Below are 15,996 nucleotides of genomic sequence, written 5' to 3' on the forward strand. Positions count from 1 at the left end.
AATTGCGTGATGAAGAAGTCGGTCAGTACTCTGCTGTTGGTGCTCCTGTCGGTCCTTGCCGCAGGCATCCTGGTGTCGACGGCGATCCTGATGAGCGGCGCCGCGGGCCGCTATCGCGAGAGCGTGGCGACCGAGCAGCTCACGGCCGCCGACAAGGCGATCTTCCAGAACGTCCTGGTGATGCGCGCCCGCCGCGGCGACATGCAGAGCGTGCTGCTGAGCGAGGACGATCCGCGCCCCAGGCTCACCGAATATCAAGGTATCGAGGCGAAGGGCCATGACGGCGTCGCCGCGGCGCTCGCCGGCGTCGACATGCCCGAGCGCGACGAGCTCGTCGCCAGGCTGAAGAGCAGCTGGGAGGCGACCGTGCCCCAGTTCAAGCTGCTGTTCGACGAGGCCGCCAGGCCCAGAGCGGAGCGGGTGCTCGCGCGCACGCAAGGCTGGTACGACGCGATGACCAAGACGCTGGATGCCGCCAACGCCGCGTCGCTGTCGGTCTCAAACCGCGCCTGGATGACCGACCCGGCCATCGCCAAGATGGTGCAGGCCCGCCGTCTCGCCTGGCAGATCCGCGATCGCTACGGCCTGCAATGTTCGGCGATGCGTCCGAACATCAACAGCTCCAAGCCGCTCGACGAGGCCCAGAAGGCCTCCGTCGCGCAATGGCGCGGCACCGTGGCGGCCGGCTGGTCCGGCCTCGACGACCTCCTGGCGGGCGCCGGCAGCGCCGAGCTCGCCAGCGTCGTCAAGACCTCGCGTGGCGAGGTCGAGGCGGCCCATCAGCGCATGGACCAGCTGATCAAGAGCCTCGACGGCAGCGGCAAGCCGGCGATGCCCGCGCCGGAGTGGAACGCGTTCTGCCAGGGCCCGTTCAACGGCATCATCGCCATCGGCATGACCGCGCTCGACGCCTCGATCGCCCGCGCCGAGGCGATCAGGACCGCGGCGCTGGCCAGCCTGATCGTGCAGTCGATCGCCTTCATCACCGCGCTCGTCGTCGCCGGCTTCGCGCTGCGCGCCGTGCGCGTCCGCCTGGTGCGCCCGGTGGCGGCGCTGATGCAGGCGATCCAGCGCATCGGCCAGCGCGACTACCAGACGCCCGTGCCGCAATTCGCCAATGCCGACGAGTTCGGCGCGATGGCCGCGGCGCTCGAAGGCCTGCGCGAGAGCGCCGCCATCGCCGAGCGGCTCGCCCGGGAGCGCGACCTCGACCAGGGCAAGCGGCTGGAGCGCTCGCAGGCGATCGACAGCGCCTGCCGGAGTTTTGACGACACCGTGCAGGCGGTGATCGTCAGCATGGGCAACTCGACCGGCCAGCTCGACCACAGCGCGACCGACGTGCGCAAGCTGGTCGACGAGTCCACCGAGCAGACCGCGGCGGTGGCCAGCGCCGCGGAGACCGCGACCAGCAATCTCGAGACCATCGCCGCCGCTACCGAGGAGCTCACCGCCTCGGTCTCGGAAATCGCGGCCCAGGTGCAGGCCTCCGCGGCGGATGCGCGCCAGGCGGTCGAGCGCGCGGCGCAGACCAACGCCACCGTCGAGATGCTCGACCGCGCCGCCAACCGCATCGGCGAGGTGGTCAAGATGATCACCGCGATCGCGAGCCAGACCAATCTGCTCGCGCTCAACGCCACGATCGAAGCGGCGCGCGCGGGCGAGGCGGGACGCGGTTTCGCGGTGGTGGCCGGCGAGGTCAAGAACCTGGCGTCGCAGACGGCGACCGCGACCGACGACATCACCCGGCAGATCGCCGAGATCCAGGCCGCGACCGGCGAGTCGGTCGAGGCGATCCGCGCCATCAGCCTCAACATCTCCGGCATCGACGAGAAGATGACGGCGATCGCCGCGGCCGTCGAGCAGCAGCGCGCCGCCACCACCGAGATCTCGCGCAACTTCCAGCAGGCCGCCCAGGGCACCCGCGCCGTCACCGACACGATCGGCGCGGTCGCCGCGCTCAACCGCCAGACCGGCAACGCGGGCGCCGCGATGGTCGACTCGGTGCGCCGCATGTCGACCGATGCCGATCGCTTTCGTGTGGCGGTCGAGGGCTTCCTCGGCACCGTGCGCAAGGCGTGAGGCGGCGATCGCCGGTGGCGGCGCGAGGCGCGCGTCGTCGCCGCGACGTCAGCTGAACGCGTGTCAAACAGCAGCCGAGCAGATCTCTGTGAGCGGACGCGCACGCGCGATCCCGCGGCGCGTGCTGCGCCCGAGTGCTGCTCGTCATCGCCCTCGCAGCGAAGAGAGGGCGCGGGGAATGCCGGGCGCTGGCCGCACCCATGGCCCGCCTGCGAAGAAGTAAGCAGGCGGCAGTCACCACAGGTTCAGCCGAGACATCCCGGCATTCCCCGCGCGGTGGTTTTCACGCTTATAACGCGATCTCCCCGGTGTCCGGCTTGTGAGCCACCGTCGCCAGCGGGATCATCACCCGCGACTTGGCGCCAGCTTCGGGGCGCCAGGACCACGCGTCTTCACGTCCGCAAGCGGCTGTTCGTCCGCGAGCTCGAAAGCCCGCTGCAGCACGCCTGCGGCCACCGCATCGCCGGCCCCACGTCTCGTGACGATCGCGAAGCGCCCCTCTCGCGGGCCGGGATGAGGGGAGATGACCATGAATTCCGAAAAATAGCAATAGGATTATTTTTTACGGAATGAGCGGCGCGCCGATCGTGCGGCCTGTGATGCCCACCCGCGGTGGCTATGCGTGCGGGCGGTGGGCACGGCGCGCGCAACATCATGCCGGATCAGATCGTGATTGGCGCGCCTTTGCCCACCCTACGTTCATTCGGCCGCGCGGCCGCTGCGTAGCCCGGATGAGCGCAGCGATATCCGGGGTCTCCACCGACGTCGGCGATGACCCCGGATGTCGCTGCGCTCATCCGGGCTACCAGACCGCGCTCGCCGTCAGGCCTTTGCTCACCTGACGGCAGCGGAACCCTTGTCGCACCCGCCGGTTGACGCAGCTCCCACATCAGCCACAGAGGAGTTCGTCATGCTGGACATCAAGGAGCATATGGAGGTCATCGGCGCCGACGGCGTGCATGTCGGCACCGTCGACCGCGTCGAGGGCAACCGCATCAAGCTGACCAGGAAGGACAGCGGCGAGGGCAGCCACAAGGGCCATCATCACTTCATCGACAAGGGCCTCGTCGCCGACGTCGAAGGCGACAAGGTGCGATTGTCGGCCGTCGGCGCCGTGGCGGTGACGATGGAGGAGGAGAAGTAGGCGGCCCCTCGCTCCCGCCGTCGAGGCGGAGGGTGGGCAAAGCGGCGCCGCAGGCGGCGCGTGCCCACCGGCGCTGGGTGCGGGCGGTGGGCACGGCGCGGGAGAGATCGCGGCTAACTACGCCTGATGCGGCGCGCATTTGCCCACCCTACGCCACAACGCGAGCACGGTCCCGTAGCCCGGATGAGCGCAGCGACATCCGGGTTCATCACTGGCGCCGGTGGAGACCCCGGATATCGCTGCGCTCATCCGGGCTACGAAGCTTCATCGACAAGGCCCTCGCTCTCGCCGTCAAGACGTAGGGTGGGCAAAGCGGCGCCGCAGGCGGCGCGTGCCCACCGGCGCTGGCAGTGGGTGCGGGCGGTGGGCACGGCGCGGGAGACGTCGCCGCTAACTACGCCGGATGTGGCGCGCCTTTGCCCACGCTACGCCACAACGCGAGCACGGTCCCGTAGCCCGGATGAGCGCAGCGACATCCGGGTCCATCACTCGCGCCGGTGGAGACCCCGGATATCGCTGCGCTCATCCGGGCTACGAAGCGACCACGTGTTTGCGACAGGGCTTCGCCGCGCTCAGACCTCATATTGCAGCACGTGCAGGCCCGCGTTCCAGTCGGTGGCGTACATCAGGCCATCCCTGGTGACGAACACGTCGGCGGTCTTGGCGGCGAGGGACACGTTGGGCCGCGGGTCGATCAGCCTGGCCGGCGCCGGCGGCAGCCAGGAGGCGATCTCCTTCGGCGCGAACTGATTGCGGATGTCGAACACGCGCACGCCGCCGGCATTGTAGGTGGCGAAGATCGTGTCCTCGCTCTGCATCGAGCCGGGCCGGTTCTCATGCAGATTGTGCGGGCCGAAGGTGCCGGGCGCGGCGCAATAGTCGCGGTCGCTCGGCACCGGCAAGGTCGCGATCGTCACCGGATTGGCCGGCACGCGGACGTCGACGACGAAGATCTGGAACAGGCCCTTGGCGCATTTTTCGGCATTGGCCTCGTCGGCGACGATGGCGAGGTTGCGCCCGGGCAGCGGCAGCGGCGTATGCGTGCCGCCGGGGAAGGGCGGCGACCAGTTCAGATGCGACAGCAGCTTCGGCTTGGCCGGATCGGACACGTCGTGAATGGTGAAGCCGCCGTCGCGCCATGCGCCGTAGCCGAGCGAGCCGGCGACGATCATGTGATGCAGCGCGTAGCGCTTGCCCTTGGGCGCGGTCGAGACCTCGCCGGCGGCGCGGTTCATGCCCGGCAGCCACCATTTGGAGACGATGACCGGCTTGGTGATCTCGTTGAGATCGACGATGCACAGGCAGTGATCGGTGAAGCCGTCGAAATGCGCCGAGACATAGGCGTAGCGGCCGCCCATCCAGGACAGCCGGTTGATGCCGAGCCCGGGCATTTCGAGAAACGCGATCTCGCGCATCTCGCCGGGCTTGGAGATGTCGTGGATCGAGAGCCCGCTGCGGAACGGCTTGCGCTTGGTGATGCTGTCGGACAGCGTGGTTTCGAAATAGCCGCGCTGGTCGGAATAGGACTGCATCGCGACGATGTTGGCGCCGTTGGCGAGCAGCAGCAGATCGTCCGAGGTCTGCAGATGATGGGTGCGGGTGTATTGCCCCGCGGTGAAGAAATTCACCGGCTTGACATTGCGCGGATCGCTGGCGTCGAGGATGGTGACGCCGTCGCTGAACATGTGGCCGACATAGAGGTGGTTGCGGTGCGCCATGATCTGGACGCTGTCGGGCCGTCCGCCGATGTCGCTGTAGGAGAGGTGCCTGATGCCGCGCCCGATCCCCTCCGGCGGCACTGCCGGCGCGTCGGCCGCGCGCGCCGCCCCGCCGATCCCGGCCATCGCGGCCACCCCCAACAGCCCCTGCAGATGCGCGCGACGGCTCAACCCCGGCATGATGACCTCCCCCCATGATCTTGTTTTGCCAGGAGGCTAGCACGCGCCGCGTTTGCCGCGCCTCCAAATTCGTAGGGTGGGCAAAGCGGCGCCGTCAGGCGGCGCGTGCCCACCTGCGGTGGGTGCGGACGGTGGGCACGGCGCGCGAGAACTCGCGCCGGATCGCGACATCGGGGCGCGCCTTTGCCCACCCTACGATGCCAACTGCGGCGCCAGCTCCATCGACGTCGTTGCGAGCGCAGCGAAGCAATCCAGGGTTCTTGGCTTGGCCCTGGATGGCTTCGCTGCGCGCGCAATGACGGCGGGGGTGAGGACTGAGGCGGTCTCGCCTCACCCCACCACGATGACAGCATCGCGCAACTCATAGCCGCTGCTCACCGGGTTCACCGTCTTCGTCGGCTGGCGCTCCAGGCGCAGGCCGGGGACGCGCAGCAGCTGATCGAGGAAGATCGCGGCCTCGTGCAGCGCGACCGCCGCGCCGGGGCAGCGGTGCGGGCCGTCGCCGAAGCTCATCAGGCTGGCGGAGCCCTTGGCCGGACGCGTGCGGTCCGGATCGAGGCGGTGCGGGCAGGCGCCGGCCGCGGCTTCGTCGCGATTGGCGGCGCCGACGTCGATCTCGAGCAGGCTGCGCGCGGGGATCGTCGTTGCTCCCGCATCGCTCTCCAGCGTCATCTCGCACGCGGTGCGGCGCTTCAGCGTCGACACCACCGGCTCGAGCCGCAGCACCTCTTCGAGAATGGCCATGCGCTGCGGTTCGTTGCCGGCGAGGAAGCGCGCGCGCAGCGCGTCGTCCTCGAACAGCCGCACGCCCGCCATCACGATGAACTCGCGCGTGGTCGCCATGCCCGCGGCGCCATAGGTGAGGCATTCGGTGAGGATCTCGCGGTCGGAATAACCCTCGGCCAGGAGATGCGAGATGACGTCCTCGCGCGGCCGGGCGCGCCGCGCGCGGATGGCGGGGCGCACGTCGAACCAATAGAAGGCGAGGCTGCGCAGCTGTCCGAACACGGCATTGCGCAGCGTCGCGATGGCGCCCTGGCCGACAGGTGCGGCGAAGAACCGGTTCAGCCGCGCCGCCATCGCCGCGCGCGAGCTGTCCGTCAGTCCGATGATGTCGGCGGCCACGGCCACCGCCAGCGTCAGGCTGAGATCGTCGAGCCGGGCGCGGCGCGCCGTGACGAACTGCGCCACCAGCTCGCGGCTGGTCGTCTCCATCAGCCGACAGTAACGCGTCGCCACCACGCGCGGCGTGAAGAACCGCGCGGTGGCGCTGCGCTGCCTCTGATGCGGCTCGCCGTCCTGGTACAGCACCGGCGCGTGGCGCGGACCGATGAAGCGGTGCACCAGCTCGGCATTGAAGCCGGCCTGCCGGACATCGCCGGAGCGCAGCACTGCGCGCGCCGCGGCGAAACTGTCGATGCGGATCACGGGCGTGCCGTCGTGGCCGACGGGAGCGCCGGCGGATGCGTGCTGCGAGGACTGAGCGGTCATGCTAACTCACGGGCCGGTTGGAACGCCGGATCCGCCAGAGAGGACGGCGACCGGCCCCTTGAGCTAAGGCCGGCGCGAACCGGATCAATCTCTGCTCGCGCGATGATGATGAGCGCGATAGCATGGAGACCGCGATCCGCCGGGCCGAGGCAACCCCACGGTTCCGAATGGACGACGCCGAGGCTGGGGCGGACCTCAATTCTCAGGTGTCCAGGGCTCTCGCGCCGCATGGTGGATATGGAGGATCTCGATCCTGTCGGCGCTGACACGATAGAAGATATTATAGGGATAGCGCCCGAGCGCAGCCACGCGAACATCAGGACGGTCGACAACACGACGGGCGCTCGAAGGCCAGCGTGCGACGTGGGCCACCACGCGCCTGATCCGTCTCTCGACGGCAGGGGCCACGGTCGGATAATGATCGGCAAGCCAATCGGCGATGTCCAGGAGATCCTTGAGCGCGTCGTCTGTTTAGACGACCTTCATCGGGAGCGAAATTTGGCGAACGCTGCTTCGACGTCGTCCTCTTGCGCGAAGCGCGCTTCGTTCGCAGCGCGCCGGCCGCGATCGATACCGGCCAGTTCCTGATCGCTTGGCCGATAGTCGCCGCCGGTCAGGCCAGCTTCGATATCGAGCGCCAGCTCGGCAAGCTCGTCCTGGAGCTCCGCCGGCCAACCTTCGACGCGTTCGAGAACGTCTGTGAGCTTTTTGGTCTTCATGCGCATCAATTAGCGCAAACCGGCCCGGCTGACATGGCCTCGCAGATGTGGCGGTGGCGCACGGGCTGTGATCTCTCGACAGGATCTCCCGCATGTCCCGCCTGCACTGGATCGACTTGCTGACTGCCGGCCGCCTCGCGATCGCGGCGCGGCCGCGGGCGGAGGACTGGCTGGCGGACGACACCGCGGTGTGGGCGGGCGAGGGCATCGCCATCGTGGTCAGCCTGCTGGAGCCGGCGGAGGTGCATGATCTCGGCCTGCAGCGCGAGGCCGCGCTGTGCGAGAGCCGTGGCATGGCCTTCGTCTCGTTCCCGATCCCCGACCGCGGTCTGCCCGAACGCCGCAGCGCGGCGCTGCAGCTGGCGCAGGACCTCGCCGCGCGGCTGACCGAGGGCGCTGATGTCCTGATCCATTGCCGCGCAGGCATCGGCCGCTCGGCGGTCATCGCGGCGTGCGTGATGGGCCGGCTCGGTGTCGATGCCGGCGAGGCCCTGAGGCGCATTGCTGCCGCGCGGGGCGTCCGAGTGCCGGACACCGAGGAGCAGCGGAGGTGGGTGATGCAGATGGCGGGAGAGTAGGGCGCTTCAGACGCCAGCGGTGCAGGCCTTACTCGCTGCGGCCGAACTCGCATCCCGCATGCGCGTATGACGCGCGGCGAATGCCATACTCGTCGCGGCGGAACACCGGCTTGCAATAGGCCTCCCACTTGGCCGCCTCGGCCTCCCTTGCTTCTTCTTCCTGCCGCGCGGCCGGCGAGGGGGTGAAGGACACGTCGCGAGAGACCGGCGGCAGCTCGGTGTGCGTATAGGTGCAGCGGGAGTAGCCGTAGAACCGGGACCCCTGGCAGGCGGACTGGTCGATCCACGACCTCGCCTGCACCGGCGAGACGAGGAGCGCGAGCAGGGCAGGGATGAGGATCTTCTTCACGGCAATTGTCCCCGGCGGTTGTGCCATTTGCAATCGGGTGTCCCGCATTGGGACGATCTTACACCGGAACTCGACGGTGTAAGGTATGATTTGCAAGGCGCGGACCGGACGGCATGGAGCCCGTTTTGGCGTCGCGGTGATCGATGAGCGCGGCGAAATCCGGGTCTGGCGCGCCGTTGATGGTGAAGCCTAGGGTGGGCAAAGCCCCGCCGAAGGCGGCGTGTGCCGAACGTTGCCACCACCCGCCTCGCCGGTGGGCACGATGCGACGCGGCGTTGCCGCGTGCGCGTCTCTGCCCGGCCTGCGCATGAGCCCGTAGCCCGGATGAGCGCAGCGATATCCGGGTTCATCACCGGCAGCACGGGAGACCCCGGATGTCGCTGCGCTCATCCGGGCTACGCGACCTCCACCACCAGCGCCGGCGACCACGACCACATCGACCCCGGGCGGGGCCTCGATCGGCTTGGTGTCGGCCATGTCGGCGTGGAGATCGGAGAAGATGTGGAGGTGCATGGAAGGCCGAGGTGGAGGCCAAGGCTAGCAACGTGGGGCGCGTTAGCGAAGCGTAACGCGCCGCTCCGGTCAAGCGGCGGATTACGCTCCGCTAATCCGCCCTACGCTTGCTGCTCGATCGTCGCACCTGTGAGTCGATGTAGCCAGAAATGCAGCCTTCATTCCACTTCTCTCCAGAAAGTCTGGCCGAATGAACATTCTTGCATTCCGTATAAGACCATTGGATCGGATCAAAGACATGTCCGATCGCTCCAAAGATCGGATGCGATGCTCCGGTTCTCGGCTCCGGCTTTACGTGAGGCAGCCATTTCATCCGTGGATTCCGCGCCAGGATGCATTCTCCGACGTAAACGCCCAGGTCGAAGACGACGTTGAGCCCAACCAAGGAATTCGTCCAGGGGACGTCAAAGTAGTTGTAGGCCCGCCAGAGTGATTCATCCTCTTGGTGTCGGAGGCCGTCCACCAGCAGATCCACATGGGAAGAGAACCATGCGGAAACGGCGCGGATATCTAAATCGTCAAGGCTCAGCGGGACATTGAACTTGGCGAGGAAGCTACGGAGGGCTTCGACGCGTTCAGGTCGTTGCGTCATGAAATAGGAGACATACTCGGCGTTCGCATTATCGAGCGATTTTACTCCAGAACACCAGATCGGGGGCGTATAGGGCGGATAGTTGACCAGTGCCTCGACAATGCGATGCTTTTCGCCAGCAGGTGGGCCTTGCTTCCGTCTCAACCACTCAAACATCGGCAGCCTCACCGGGGCGCAACGTATCCATGGATACCATAGCGGGGCGTTACGCGGCCCGTCCATACCTTCCTGATTCACGCCGTGCTATCTTCAGCCACGATCTCGCGCAGCCGCGCAAACCCGTTCACTGCCCCCCTCGCAGACATCGTTTGCACGACGACCACATCGACCCCGGGCAGGGCCTCGATCGGCTTGATGTCGGCCACGTCTGCGCGATCGGAGAAGATGTGGAGGTGCATGGGAAGGCCAGGGAGGTGGAGCCCGGGGGTCTACAGTGGCGAGCTTGCAAGAATTCGTGTAATAGAGACAAGCATCCAGACGGCCGTAATCGCTAAAGATAACAGGCATACGATGCAGCAAGATGCAAAGCGCGGACTTGAGCAGGATGCGCCACTTTCTCGCGAAGAGCGATTGCGTCGTGTGGTCATTATCTGCATCAATTTTATGCGCAATCTGGCTTATTTGCGTGGTGCTTACGAATCGCCAGAGGGGTGGCAGAGCCAAGCTGGAGAGCTTGTGGTGCCAGATGCTAGCTTTTGGCGAACTGTATCAAATAACTTACTCGACATGTGTGTTCTTGAGTTCTGCAAACTTTTCGCAGACAAGGGCGGGAAGCACTTTTGGAAGAAGATCGTAACGGACCAAGATAGATTTTTTGCCGAGCTGCTAGCGCAGCTTGGCATGACCGAGCAACAGTACGCCGACTACTTAAATGCGTTAAGGACTTATCGGGATAAGTTCGTGGCACACCTGGACGAACATAGGACAATGTACACGCCGAAACTCGATGCTGCGGGAGTTTCAGTTCAACATCTACACGCTTGGCTTGTTGCAAACGAGTGTCCTCCGGGCCTCCTGAATCCGGAACATTCTGCCCCTGAACGGTTGATCGCAGCTTTCAAGGGAGAGCAGTCGGTAGCCAGACGCATTTTCAGCTATGTACGTGAGATCGGGCGTGGCTCAAGTGAAACAGGAGGTCGTTGACCGGAAGCTCTCAGGGGGGCATCTGCGCTAAAGGCCCGAGTAGCTACTGCGGGTACGACAGTGAAACAAAAAGCCCCGCAGCTTGCGGGGCTTTCCGATTCATCGGAGAGTTTCTGTCACAATCTCACGAACACCCCGTCGTGCTGCCGCACGTGTCGCACTTCATACAAGTCCCATTCCGGACCAGCGTGAAGTTGCCGCATTCCGAGCACATCTCGCCTTCGTAACCCCTAGCCTTGGCTTCGGCGCGGCGTTCGGCCTTGGAGGCGACCTGCGTCGCGGCGGTGCCGGCCTTGCTCCATTTGAGGGACTCGAGCTTTTCGGTGGGCGAGAGGTCGTGCTGCGCCTCCTGCTTCAGGGCGACGGCGCCTTCGATGGCGTCGCCGGCGCGGGACGAGGAGAGGGCGGTGACGCGGCCGGAGGGGCCGCCGTCATGCGGGGCGGAGACGGCGGTGGTCGACGTGCCGCCGCGCATCACGACGAGGTTGTCGGTGCGGGAGCGGGTCAGGCCGCGCGAGACGTATTTTGCGGCCTGCTGGCTCGGGCCGTCCTCCGACGGCTTGCCTTCGTCGACGCCGCGGCCGAGCGCATCGAAATTGCTCTCGGAGGGGTCGACATGGGCGAGGTCGAAGCGCGACATGTAGCTGACGGCGAGCTCGCGGAAGACGTAATCGAGGATCGACGTCGCGTACTTGATCGAGTCGTTGCCCTGCACGGGGCCGGCCGGCTCGAAGCGGGTGAAGGTGAAGGCGTCGACATACTCCTCCAGCGGCACGCCGTACTGGAGGCCCAGCGAGACCGCAATCGCAAAGTTGTTGATGAAGGAGCGCAGCGCCGCGCCCTCCTTGTGCATGTCGATGAAGATCTCGCCGAGGCGGCCGTCATCATACTCGCCGGTGCGCAAATATACCTTGTGGCCGCCGACGACCGCCTTCTGGGTGTAGCCCTTGCGGCGATCCGGCATCTTCTCGCGCTCGCGCATGACAACGATGCGCTCGACCAGCTTCTCGACGATCTTCTCCGAGACTTGCGTCGCACGCGCGGCCATCGGCTTCTCGTAGAAGGACTCGACCGCATCATCCTCGTCCTCGTCATCGCTGATGAGCTGCGAGTTGAGCGGCTGCGACAGTTTTGAGCCGTCGCGGTACAGCGCGTTGGCCTTCAACGCGAGCTTCCAGGAGAGCAGATACGCTGCCTTGCAGTCCTCGACCGTGGCGTCGTTCGGCATGTTGATGGTTTTTGAGATCGCGCCCGAGATAAACGGCTGCGCCGCCGCCATCATGCGGATGTGGCTCTCGACCGAGAGATAGCGCTTGCCGATCTTGCCGCAGGGGTTGGCGCAATCGAACACCGCATAATGCTCGGCCTTGAGGTGCGGGGCACCCTCGACCGTCATCGCGCCGCAGATGTGGACGTTGGCGGCCTCGATCTCGCGCTTGGTGAAGCCGATGGCGGCGAGCAGCTCGAAGGTCGGGGAAGCCAGAGCTTCCGCCGAGACGCCGAGCTGCCGGGTGATGAAGTCCTCGCCGAGCGTCCACTTGTTGAACACGAACTTGATGTCGAACGCGGTCGGCAGCGCCTTCTCGACCTTGGCGATGGCTTCATCCGTGAAACCCTTGGCCTTCAGGGTCGAGGCGTTGATGCCCGGCGCGTTGGACAGCGAGCCGTGACCGACGGCGTAGGCCTCGATCTCGGCGATCTCGCTCTCGCGATAGCCGAGCGCGCGCAGCGCCTCGGGAACGGCGCGGTTGATGATCTTGAAGTAGCCGCCGCCGGCCAGCTTCTTGAACTTCACCAGCGCGAAGTCGGGCTCGATGCCGGTGGTGTCGCAATCCATCACCAGGCCGATGGTGCCGGTGGGGGCGACCACGGTGACCTGGGCGTTGCGATAGCCGTTGGTCTCGCCGAGCGCGAGCGCGTCGTCCCAGGCCTGGATGGCGTGGCTGACGAGCGAGACCTGCGGGCAATGGGCGTGGTCGAGCGGCACCGGAGCGACCGACAGCGCCTCATAGCCGGTCGCCTCGCCCTTCGCGGCGCGGCGATGGTTCTTGATGACGCGCAGCATGTGCGCGGCGTTCTTCTTGTAGCCCGGGAAGGCGCCGAGCTCGCCGGCCATCTCGGCGGAGGTCCTGTAGGCGATGCCGGTCATGATCGCACTGAGCGCGCCGCACAGCGCGCGGCCTTCCTTGGAGTCGTAGGACAGGCCCATGGTCATCAACAGGCCGCCGATATTGGCATAGCCGAGGCCGAGCGTGCGGAACTCGTAGGACAGCTCGGCGATCGCCTTGGACGGGAACTGCGCCATCAGCACGGAGATCTCGAGCACGATGGTCCAGAGCCGGCAGAGATGCTCGTAGGAGGCGACGTCGAACTGCTTGGTCCTGGTGTCGTAGAACGTCAGCAGGTTGGCCGAGGCCAGGTTGCACGCCGTGTCGTCCAGGAACATGTATTCCGAGCACGGATTGGACGCGCGGATGTCGCCGGACGCCTTGCAGGTGTGCCAGTCGTTCATCGTGGTGTTGAAGTGCAGGCCGGGATCGGCCGACGCCCAGGCGGCGTGGCCGATCTTTTCCCAGAGGTCCCTGGCCTTCAGCGTCTTGACGATCTTCTTGTTGGTGCGGCCGACGAGATTCCAGTCGCTGTCGGTCTCGACCGCGCGCAGGAAGTCGTCCTTCAGCGACACCGAATTGTTGGAGTTCTGCCCCGAAACGGTCAGGTAGGCCTCCGAATCCCAGTCCGTGTCGTAGATCGGGAAATCGATGTCCTTGTAGCCCTGCCTGGCGAACTGGATCACCCGCTTGATGTAGTTGTCGGGCACCAGCGCGCGGCGCGCGAGCTTGATCTCGCGGCGGAGCGCCGGGTTCTTCTCGGGGTCGAAGCAGTCGTCGCCGGAGCCCTCGCAATTGACGCAGGCCTTCATCACGGCCTTCAGGTGCTTCTGGTTGATCTTGGAGCCGGTGACGAGAGCTGCGACCTTCTGCTCCTCCTTCACCTTCCAGTCGATATAGGCCTCGATGTCCGGATGGTCGGCGTCGACCACGACCATCTTGGCGGCGCGGCGGGTGGTGCCGCCCGACTTGATCGCGCCCGCAGCGCGGTCGCCGATCTTGAGGAAGCTCATCAGGCCGGACGAGCGGCCGCCGCCCGACAGCTTCTCGCCTTCGCCGCGCAGCCGCGAGAAGTTGGAGCCGGTGCCGGAGCCGTACTTGAACAGGCGCGCCTCGCGCACCCAGAGGTCCATGATGCCGCCGTCATTGACGAGGTCGTCCTCGACGCCCTGGATGAAGCAGGCGTGCGGCTGCGGATGCTCGTAGGACGACTTCGACTTGGTCAGCTTGCCGGTCTTGTAGTCGACGTAATAGTGGCCCTGGCCGGGGCCGTCGATGCCATAGGCCCAATGCAGTCCGGTGTTGAACCATTGCGGCGAGTTCGGCGCGACCATCTGCTTGGCGAGCATGAAGCGCAGCTCGTCGTAGAACGCCACGGCGTCCTCCTCGGAGGAGAAGTAGTTGCCCTTCCAGCCCCAATAGGTCCAGCAGCCGGCGAGGCGATCGAACACCTGCTTGGCGGAGCGCTCGCTGCCGTAGCGCTCGTTCTCCGGCAGCTGGCTAAGCGCCTCGGTGTCGGGCACCGAGCGCCACAGCCAGGACGGCACGGTCTCTTCCTCGACCTTCTTCAGGCGCGCGGCAACGCCCGCCTTGCGGAAATATTTCTGCGCCAGGACGTCGGAGGCGACCTGGGACCAGAACTCGGGGACCTCGACATTCTCGAGCCGGAACACCACGGAGCCGTCCGGATTCCTGATCTCGGACGTGGTCAGGCGGAAGTCGATCCCCTGATAGGCCGACTGTCCTTCGGTGGTGTTGCGCCGTTCAATCCGCATCGCGAGCCCCAATTGTTCTTGCCGGACCGCGTTTGGCGGCCGGGATCATTGCATCCAAAGGCGCCGGCCTGGAAGCCCGGATCAAGGGCTCGTCTGCCGCCGCAGTTCAACCGGTCGCCCGGTCCCGTCTCTCTCAACGCCTCACACGTACCGTCCGGCTCCCTGTCCGCTGCAAGACAGCCCCCACATCTAGTGGGGACCTTCGCAGCCCCGTCATCGCGACCACCCCGCCGCGGGACAGACGACGAGCCGCACGCCGGGCCTGTTGGCCTTCTGGCGCGGTCGTCCCTCGAACCCTTCTGGGAAGCGGCCGGCATGACCAAAAACGCGACCAAGCGCCGAACCGGGCCGGAAGCTAGGACGACTCCGCTTCCCCCGTCAAGGACTAGTGGGAGTTCCCTAACCAAACACTAAATATGGGGGAAAGCGTGGGATAACCAGGCGCATGCCGGTATCGTGATGGCCGTAACTATCGGCGAGTCCTGACGGATTCGAAACCGAAAAAATTTGCGTCCGGCGCTGTCCACAGGGCTTCGTCCCGCTGTTCACAGGGGCGAATTAATTGCCGTGCAAACGGCGGGTTTTGCTTGCGTGCGCGGGACTCACGGGCGGCTACGGGACGGCAGCGGGGCAGGCATGCCCTACAATCCCTGGTGTCATGCCGAAAACGCCGGCAGTCTGATCGTCCCACAGACGGTGCCGGTGATTTCCATGACAGACAAGCCAGCGGCCAGCGGGCGGATCACGCCCGCCGGGCTGATGTTCCTCGCCATCACCTCGCTCGGCTGGGGCTTCAACTGGCCGGTCACGAAGCACCTGGTCGGCGTGCTGCCGCCGCTGACGCTGCGCGGCACGACCGGCGTGGTTGGCGCGGCGCTGCTGGCGCTGCTGGCGGTGATCCGCAGCCAGAGCCTCGCCGTCCCGCGCGAAGTCTGGCCGCGGCTGATTCTCGCCGGGATGCTCAACGTCACCGCGTGGATGGTGCTGATGGGGCTGGCGCTGTTGTGGCTGCCGGCCAGCGAGGCGGCGCTGATCGCCTACACGATGCCGGTCTGGGCCTCGCTCCTGGCCTGGCCGATCCTCGGCGAGCGGCCGACGGCGTTGCGCGTGCTCGCGCTGGTGCTGGCCTTCGCGGGGCTGGCGTCGATCATGGGCAGCAATGGCCTGAACGCCAGCCGCGACAAGCTGCCGGGCATCCTGATGGTGCTGGGCGGCGCGTTCGGCTTCGCGCTCGGCACGGTCATGGCCAAGAAGCTGCCGATCAAGCTGCCGCCGCTGTCGGCCGCGGCCTGGCAGATCGGCATCGGCTGCGTGCCGATCGTGCTGGTCGGCTTAGCGCTCGAGCAGTCCGACTGGACCAGGCTCGACCAGCTCGACTGGGCGCTGATGTTCTACTCCACCGTGATCCAGTTCTGCGTCGCCTATGTCGCCTGGTTCGCGGCGCTGGCGCGGCTGCCGGCCTCGGTGGCGGCGATCGGCACCATGGCGGTGCCCGTGATCGGCGTCGTCGCCTCGGCGATCGCGCTGCGCGAACCGCTGGGGGCAGGGCAGATCGCCGCGCTCGCCTTCACGCTCGGAGCGGTGGCGCTCGCGACACGCGGCTAGTA

Annotated in this window: 12 protein-coding genes and 1 pseudogene; 5 read left to right on the forward strand and 8 right to left on the reverse strand. The window is 66.4% G+C overall.

Annotation, left to right across the window (positions count from 1 at the left end; translation table 11 throughout):
* The first annotated feature begins 9 nt into the window (after positions 1–9).
* Together BRADO_RS16165 and BRADO_RS16170 are read left to right on the forward strand one after the other, a co-directional pair.
* Entirely contained in the window at positions 10–2,079 is a 2,070-nt protein-coding gene (locus BRADO_RS16165) for a methyl-accepting chemotaxis protein (protein ID WP_011926394.1), read from the forward strand.
* Between the two features lie 910 nt (positions 2,080–2,989).
* Positions 2,990–3,223, forward strand: coding sequence for a DUF2171 domain-containing protein (locus BRADO_RS16170; RefSeq protein WP_011926395.1), 234 nt, complete (start codon positions 2,990–2,992; stop codon positions 3,221–3,223).
* Positions 3,224–3,795: 572 nt separating this feature from the next.
* Here the strand turns inward: BRADO_RS16170 and BRADO_RS16175 are convergent.
* From BRADO_RS16175 to BRADO_RS16185, 4 genes and pseudogenes are all read right to left on the reverse strand, one after another.
* Positions 3,796–5,121 carry an LVIVD repeat-containing protein gene (locus BRADO_RS16175; protein ID WP_011926396.1) on the reverse strand — a complete coding sequence of 442 codons (1,326 nt, stop codon included), beginning with the start codon at positions 5,119–5,121 and terminating at the stop codon, positions 3,796–3,798.
* Positions 5,122–5,451: 330 nt separating this feature from the next.
* Positions 5,452–6,612: a cytochrome P450 gene (locus BRADO_RS16180; RefSeq protein WP_011926397.1), complete on the reverse strand. Its 1,161-nt coding sequence runs from the start codon at positions 6,610–6,612 to the stop codon at positions 5,452–5,454.
* Positions 6,613–6,807: 195 nt separating this feature from the next.
* A pseudogene (locus BRADO_RS36015) lies at positions 6,808–7,071 on the reverse strand (type II toxin-antitoxin system RelE/ParE family toxin); the annotation flags it as partial.
* Positions 7,072–7,094: 23 nt separating this feature from the next.
* Positions 7,095–7,331: a hypothetical protein gene (locus BRADO_RS16185; RefSeq protein ID WP_244423052.1), complete on the reverse strand. Its 237-nt coding sequence runs from the start codon at positions 7,329–7,331 to the stop codon at positions 7,095–7,097.
* Between the two features lie 92 nt (positions 7,332–7,423).
* On the opposite strand from BRADO_RS16185, the gene BRADO_RS16190 reads away from it, so the two are divergent.
* Positions 7,424–7,909 carry a protein-tyrosine phosphatase family protein gene (locus tag BRADO_RS16190; protein ID WP_011926399.1) on the forward strand — a complete coding sequence of 162 codons (486 nt, stop codon included), beginning with the start codon at positions 7,424–7,426 and terminating at the stop codon, positions 7,907–7,909.
* A gap of 28 nt (positions 7,910–7,937) precedes the next feature.
* On the opposite strand, the gene BRADO_RS16195 is transcribed toward BRADO_RS16190, so the two are convergent.
* The 3 genes from BRADO_RS16195 to BRADO_RS35880 all read right to left on the reverse strand — a co-directional run bounded on the left by BRADO_RS16195 (position 7,938) and on the right by BRADO_RS35880 (position 9,728).
* A complete protein-coding gene (locus BRADO_RS16195; protein WP_041756589.1) occupies positions 7,938–8,258 on the reverse strand; it encodes a hypothetical protein in 321 nt (106 codons plus the stop codon).
* A gap of 604 nt (positions 8,259–8,862) precedes the next feature.
* Positions 8,863–9,519: a hypothetical protein gene (locus tag BRADO_RS35020; protein WP_157872571.1), complete on the reverse strand. Its 657-nt coding sequence runs from the start codon at positions 9,517–9,519 to the stop codon at positions 8,863–8,865.
* Positions 9,520–9,596: 77 nt separating this feature from the next.
* The gene (locus BRADO_RS35880; protein WP_256374621.1) at positions 9,597–9,728 is read right to left on the reverse strand and encodes a hypothetical protein; all 132 of its coding nucleotides are present in this window, start codon (positions 9,726–9,728) and stop codon (positions 9,597–9,599) included.
* A gap of 145 nt (positions 9,729–9,873) precedes the next feature.
* On the opposite strand from BRADO_RS35880, the gene BRADO_RS35025 reads away from it, so the two are divergent.
* Positions 9,874–10,506, forward strand: coding sequence for a hypothetical protein (locus BRADO_RS35025; protein WP_157872572.1), 633 nt, complete (start codon positions 9,874–9,876; stop codon positions 10,504–10,506).
* A 124-nt stretch (positions 10,507–10,630) separates the two neighbouring features.
* On the opposite strand, the gene BRADO_RS16205 is transcribed toward BRADO_RS35025, so the two are convergent.
* On the reverse strand, positions 10,631–14,389 hold the full coding sequence (locus BRADO_RS16205) for a vitamin B12-dependent ribonucleotide reductase (protein WP_041757544.1): 3,759 nt from the start codon (positions 14,387–14,389) through the stop codon (positions 10,631–10,633).
* Between the two features lie 711 nt (positions 14,390–15,100).
* Between BRADO_RS16205 and BRADO_RS16210 the strand changes: the two genes are divergently transcribed.
* Complete coding sequence (locus BRADO_RS16210; RefSeq protein ID WP_041757545.1) at positions 15,101–15,994, forward strand: DMT family transporter; 894 nt, start codon at positions 15,101–15,103, stop codon at positions 15,992–15,994.
* The last annotated feature ends 2 nt before the right edge of the window (positions 15,995–15,996 follow it).

Source organism: Bradyrhizobium sp. ORS 278 (assembly GCF_000026145.1).
Lineage (GTDB): Bacteria > Pseudomonadota > Alphaproteobacteria > Rhizobiales > Xanthobacteraceae > Bradyrhizobium.

Coding starts and splice junctions, on each gene's coding strand:
- BRADO_RS16165 (WP_011926394.1), top strand. CDS start 10: ATGAAGAAGTCGGTCAGTACTCTGCTGTTGGTGCTCCTGTCGGTCCTT.
- BRADO_RS16170 (WP_011926395.1), top strand. CDS start 2,990: ATGCTGGACATCAAGGAGCATATGGAGGTCATCGGCGCCGACGGCGTG.
- BRADO_RS16175 (WP_011926396.1), bottom strand. CDS start 5,121: ATGCCGGGGTTGAGCCGTCGCGCGCATCTGCAGGGGCTGTTGGGGGTG.
- BRADO_RS16180 (WP_011926397.1), bottom strand. CDS start 6,612: ATGACCGCTCAGTCCTCGCAGCACGCATCCGCCGGCGCTCCCGTCGGC.
- BRADO_RS16185 (WP_244423052.1), bottom strand. CDS start 7,331: ATGAAGACCAAAAAGCTCACAGACGTTCTCGAACGCGTCGAAGGTTGG.
- BRADO_RS16190 (WP_011926399.1), top strand. CDS start 7,424: ATGTCCCGCCTGCACTGGATCGACTTGCTGACTGCCGGCCGCCTCGCG.
- BRADO_RS35020 (WP_157872571.1), bottom strand. CDS start 9,519: ATGTTTGAGTGGTTGAGACGGAAGCAAGGCCCACCTGCTGGCGAAAAG.
- BRADO_RS35025 (WP_157872572.1), top strand. CDS start 9,874: ATGCAGCAAGATGCAAAGCGCGGACTTGAGCAGGATGCGCCACTTTCT.
- BRADO_RS16205 (WP_041757544.1), bottom strand. CDS start 14,389: ATGCGGATTGAACGGCGCAACACCACCGAAGGACAGTCGGCCTATCAG.
- BRADO_RS16210 (WP_041757545.1), top strand. CDS start 15,101: ATGACAGACAAGCCAGCGGCCAGCGGGCGGATCACGCCCGCCGGGCTG.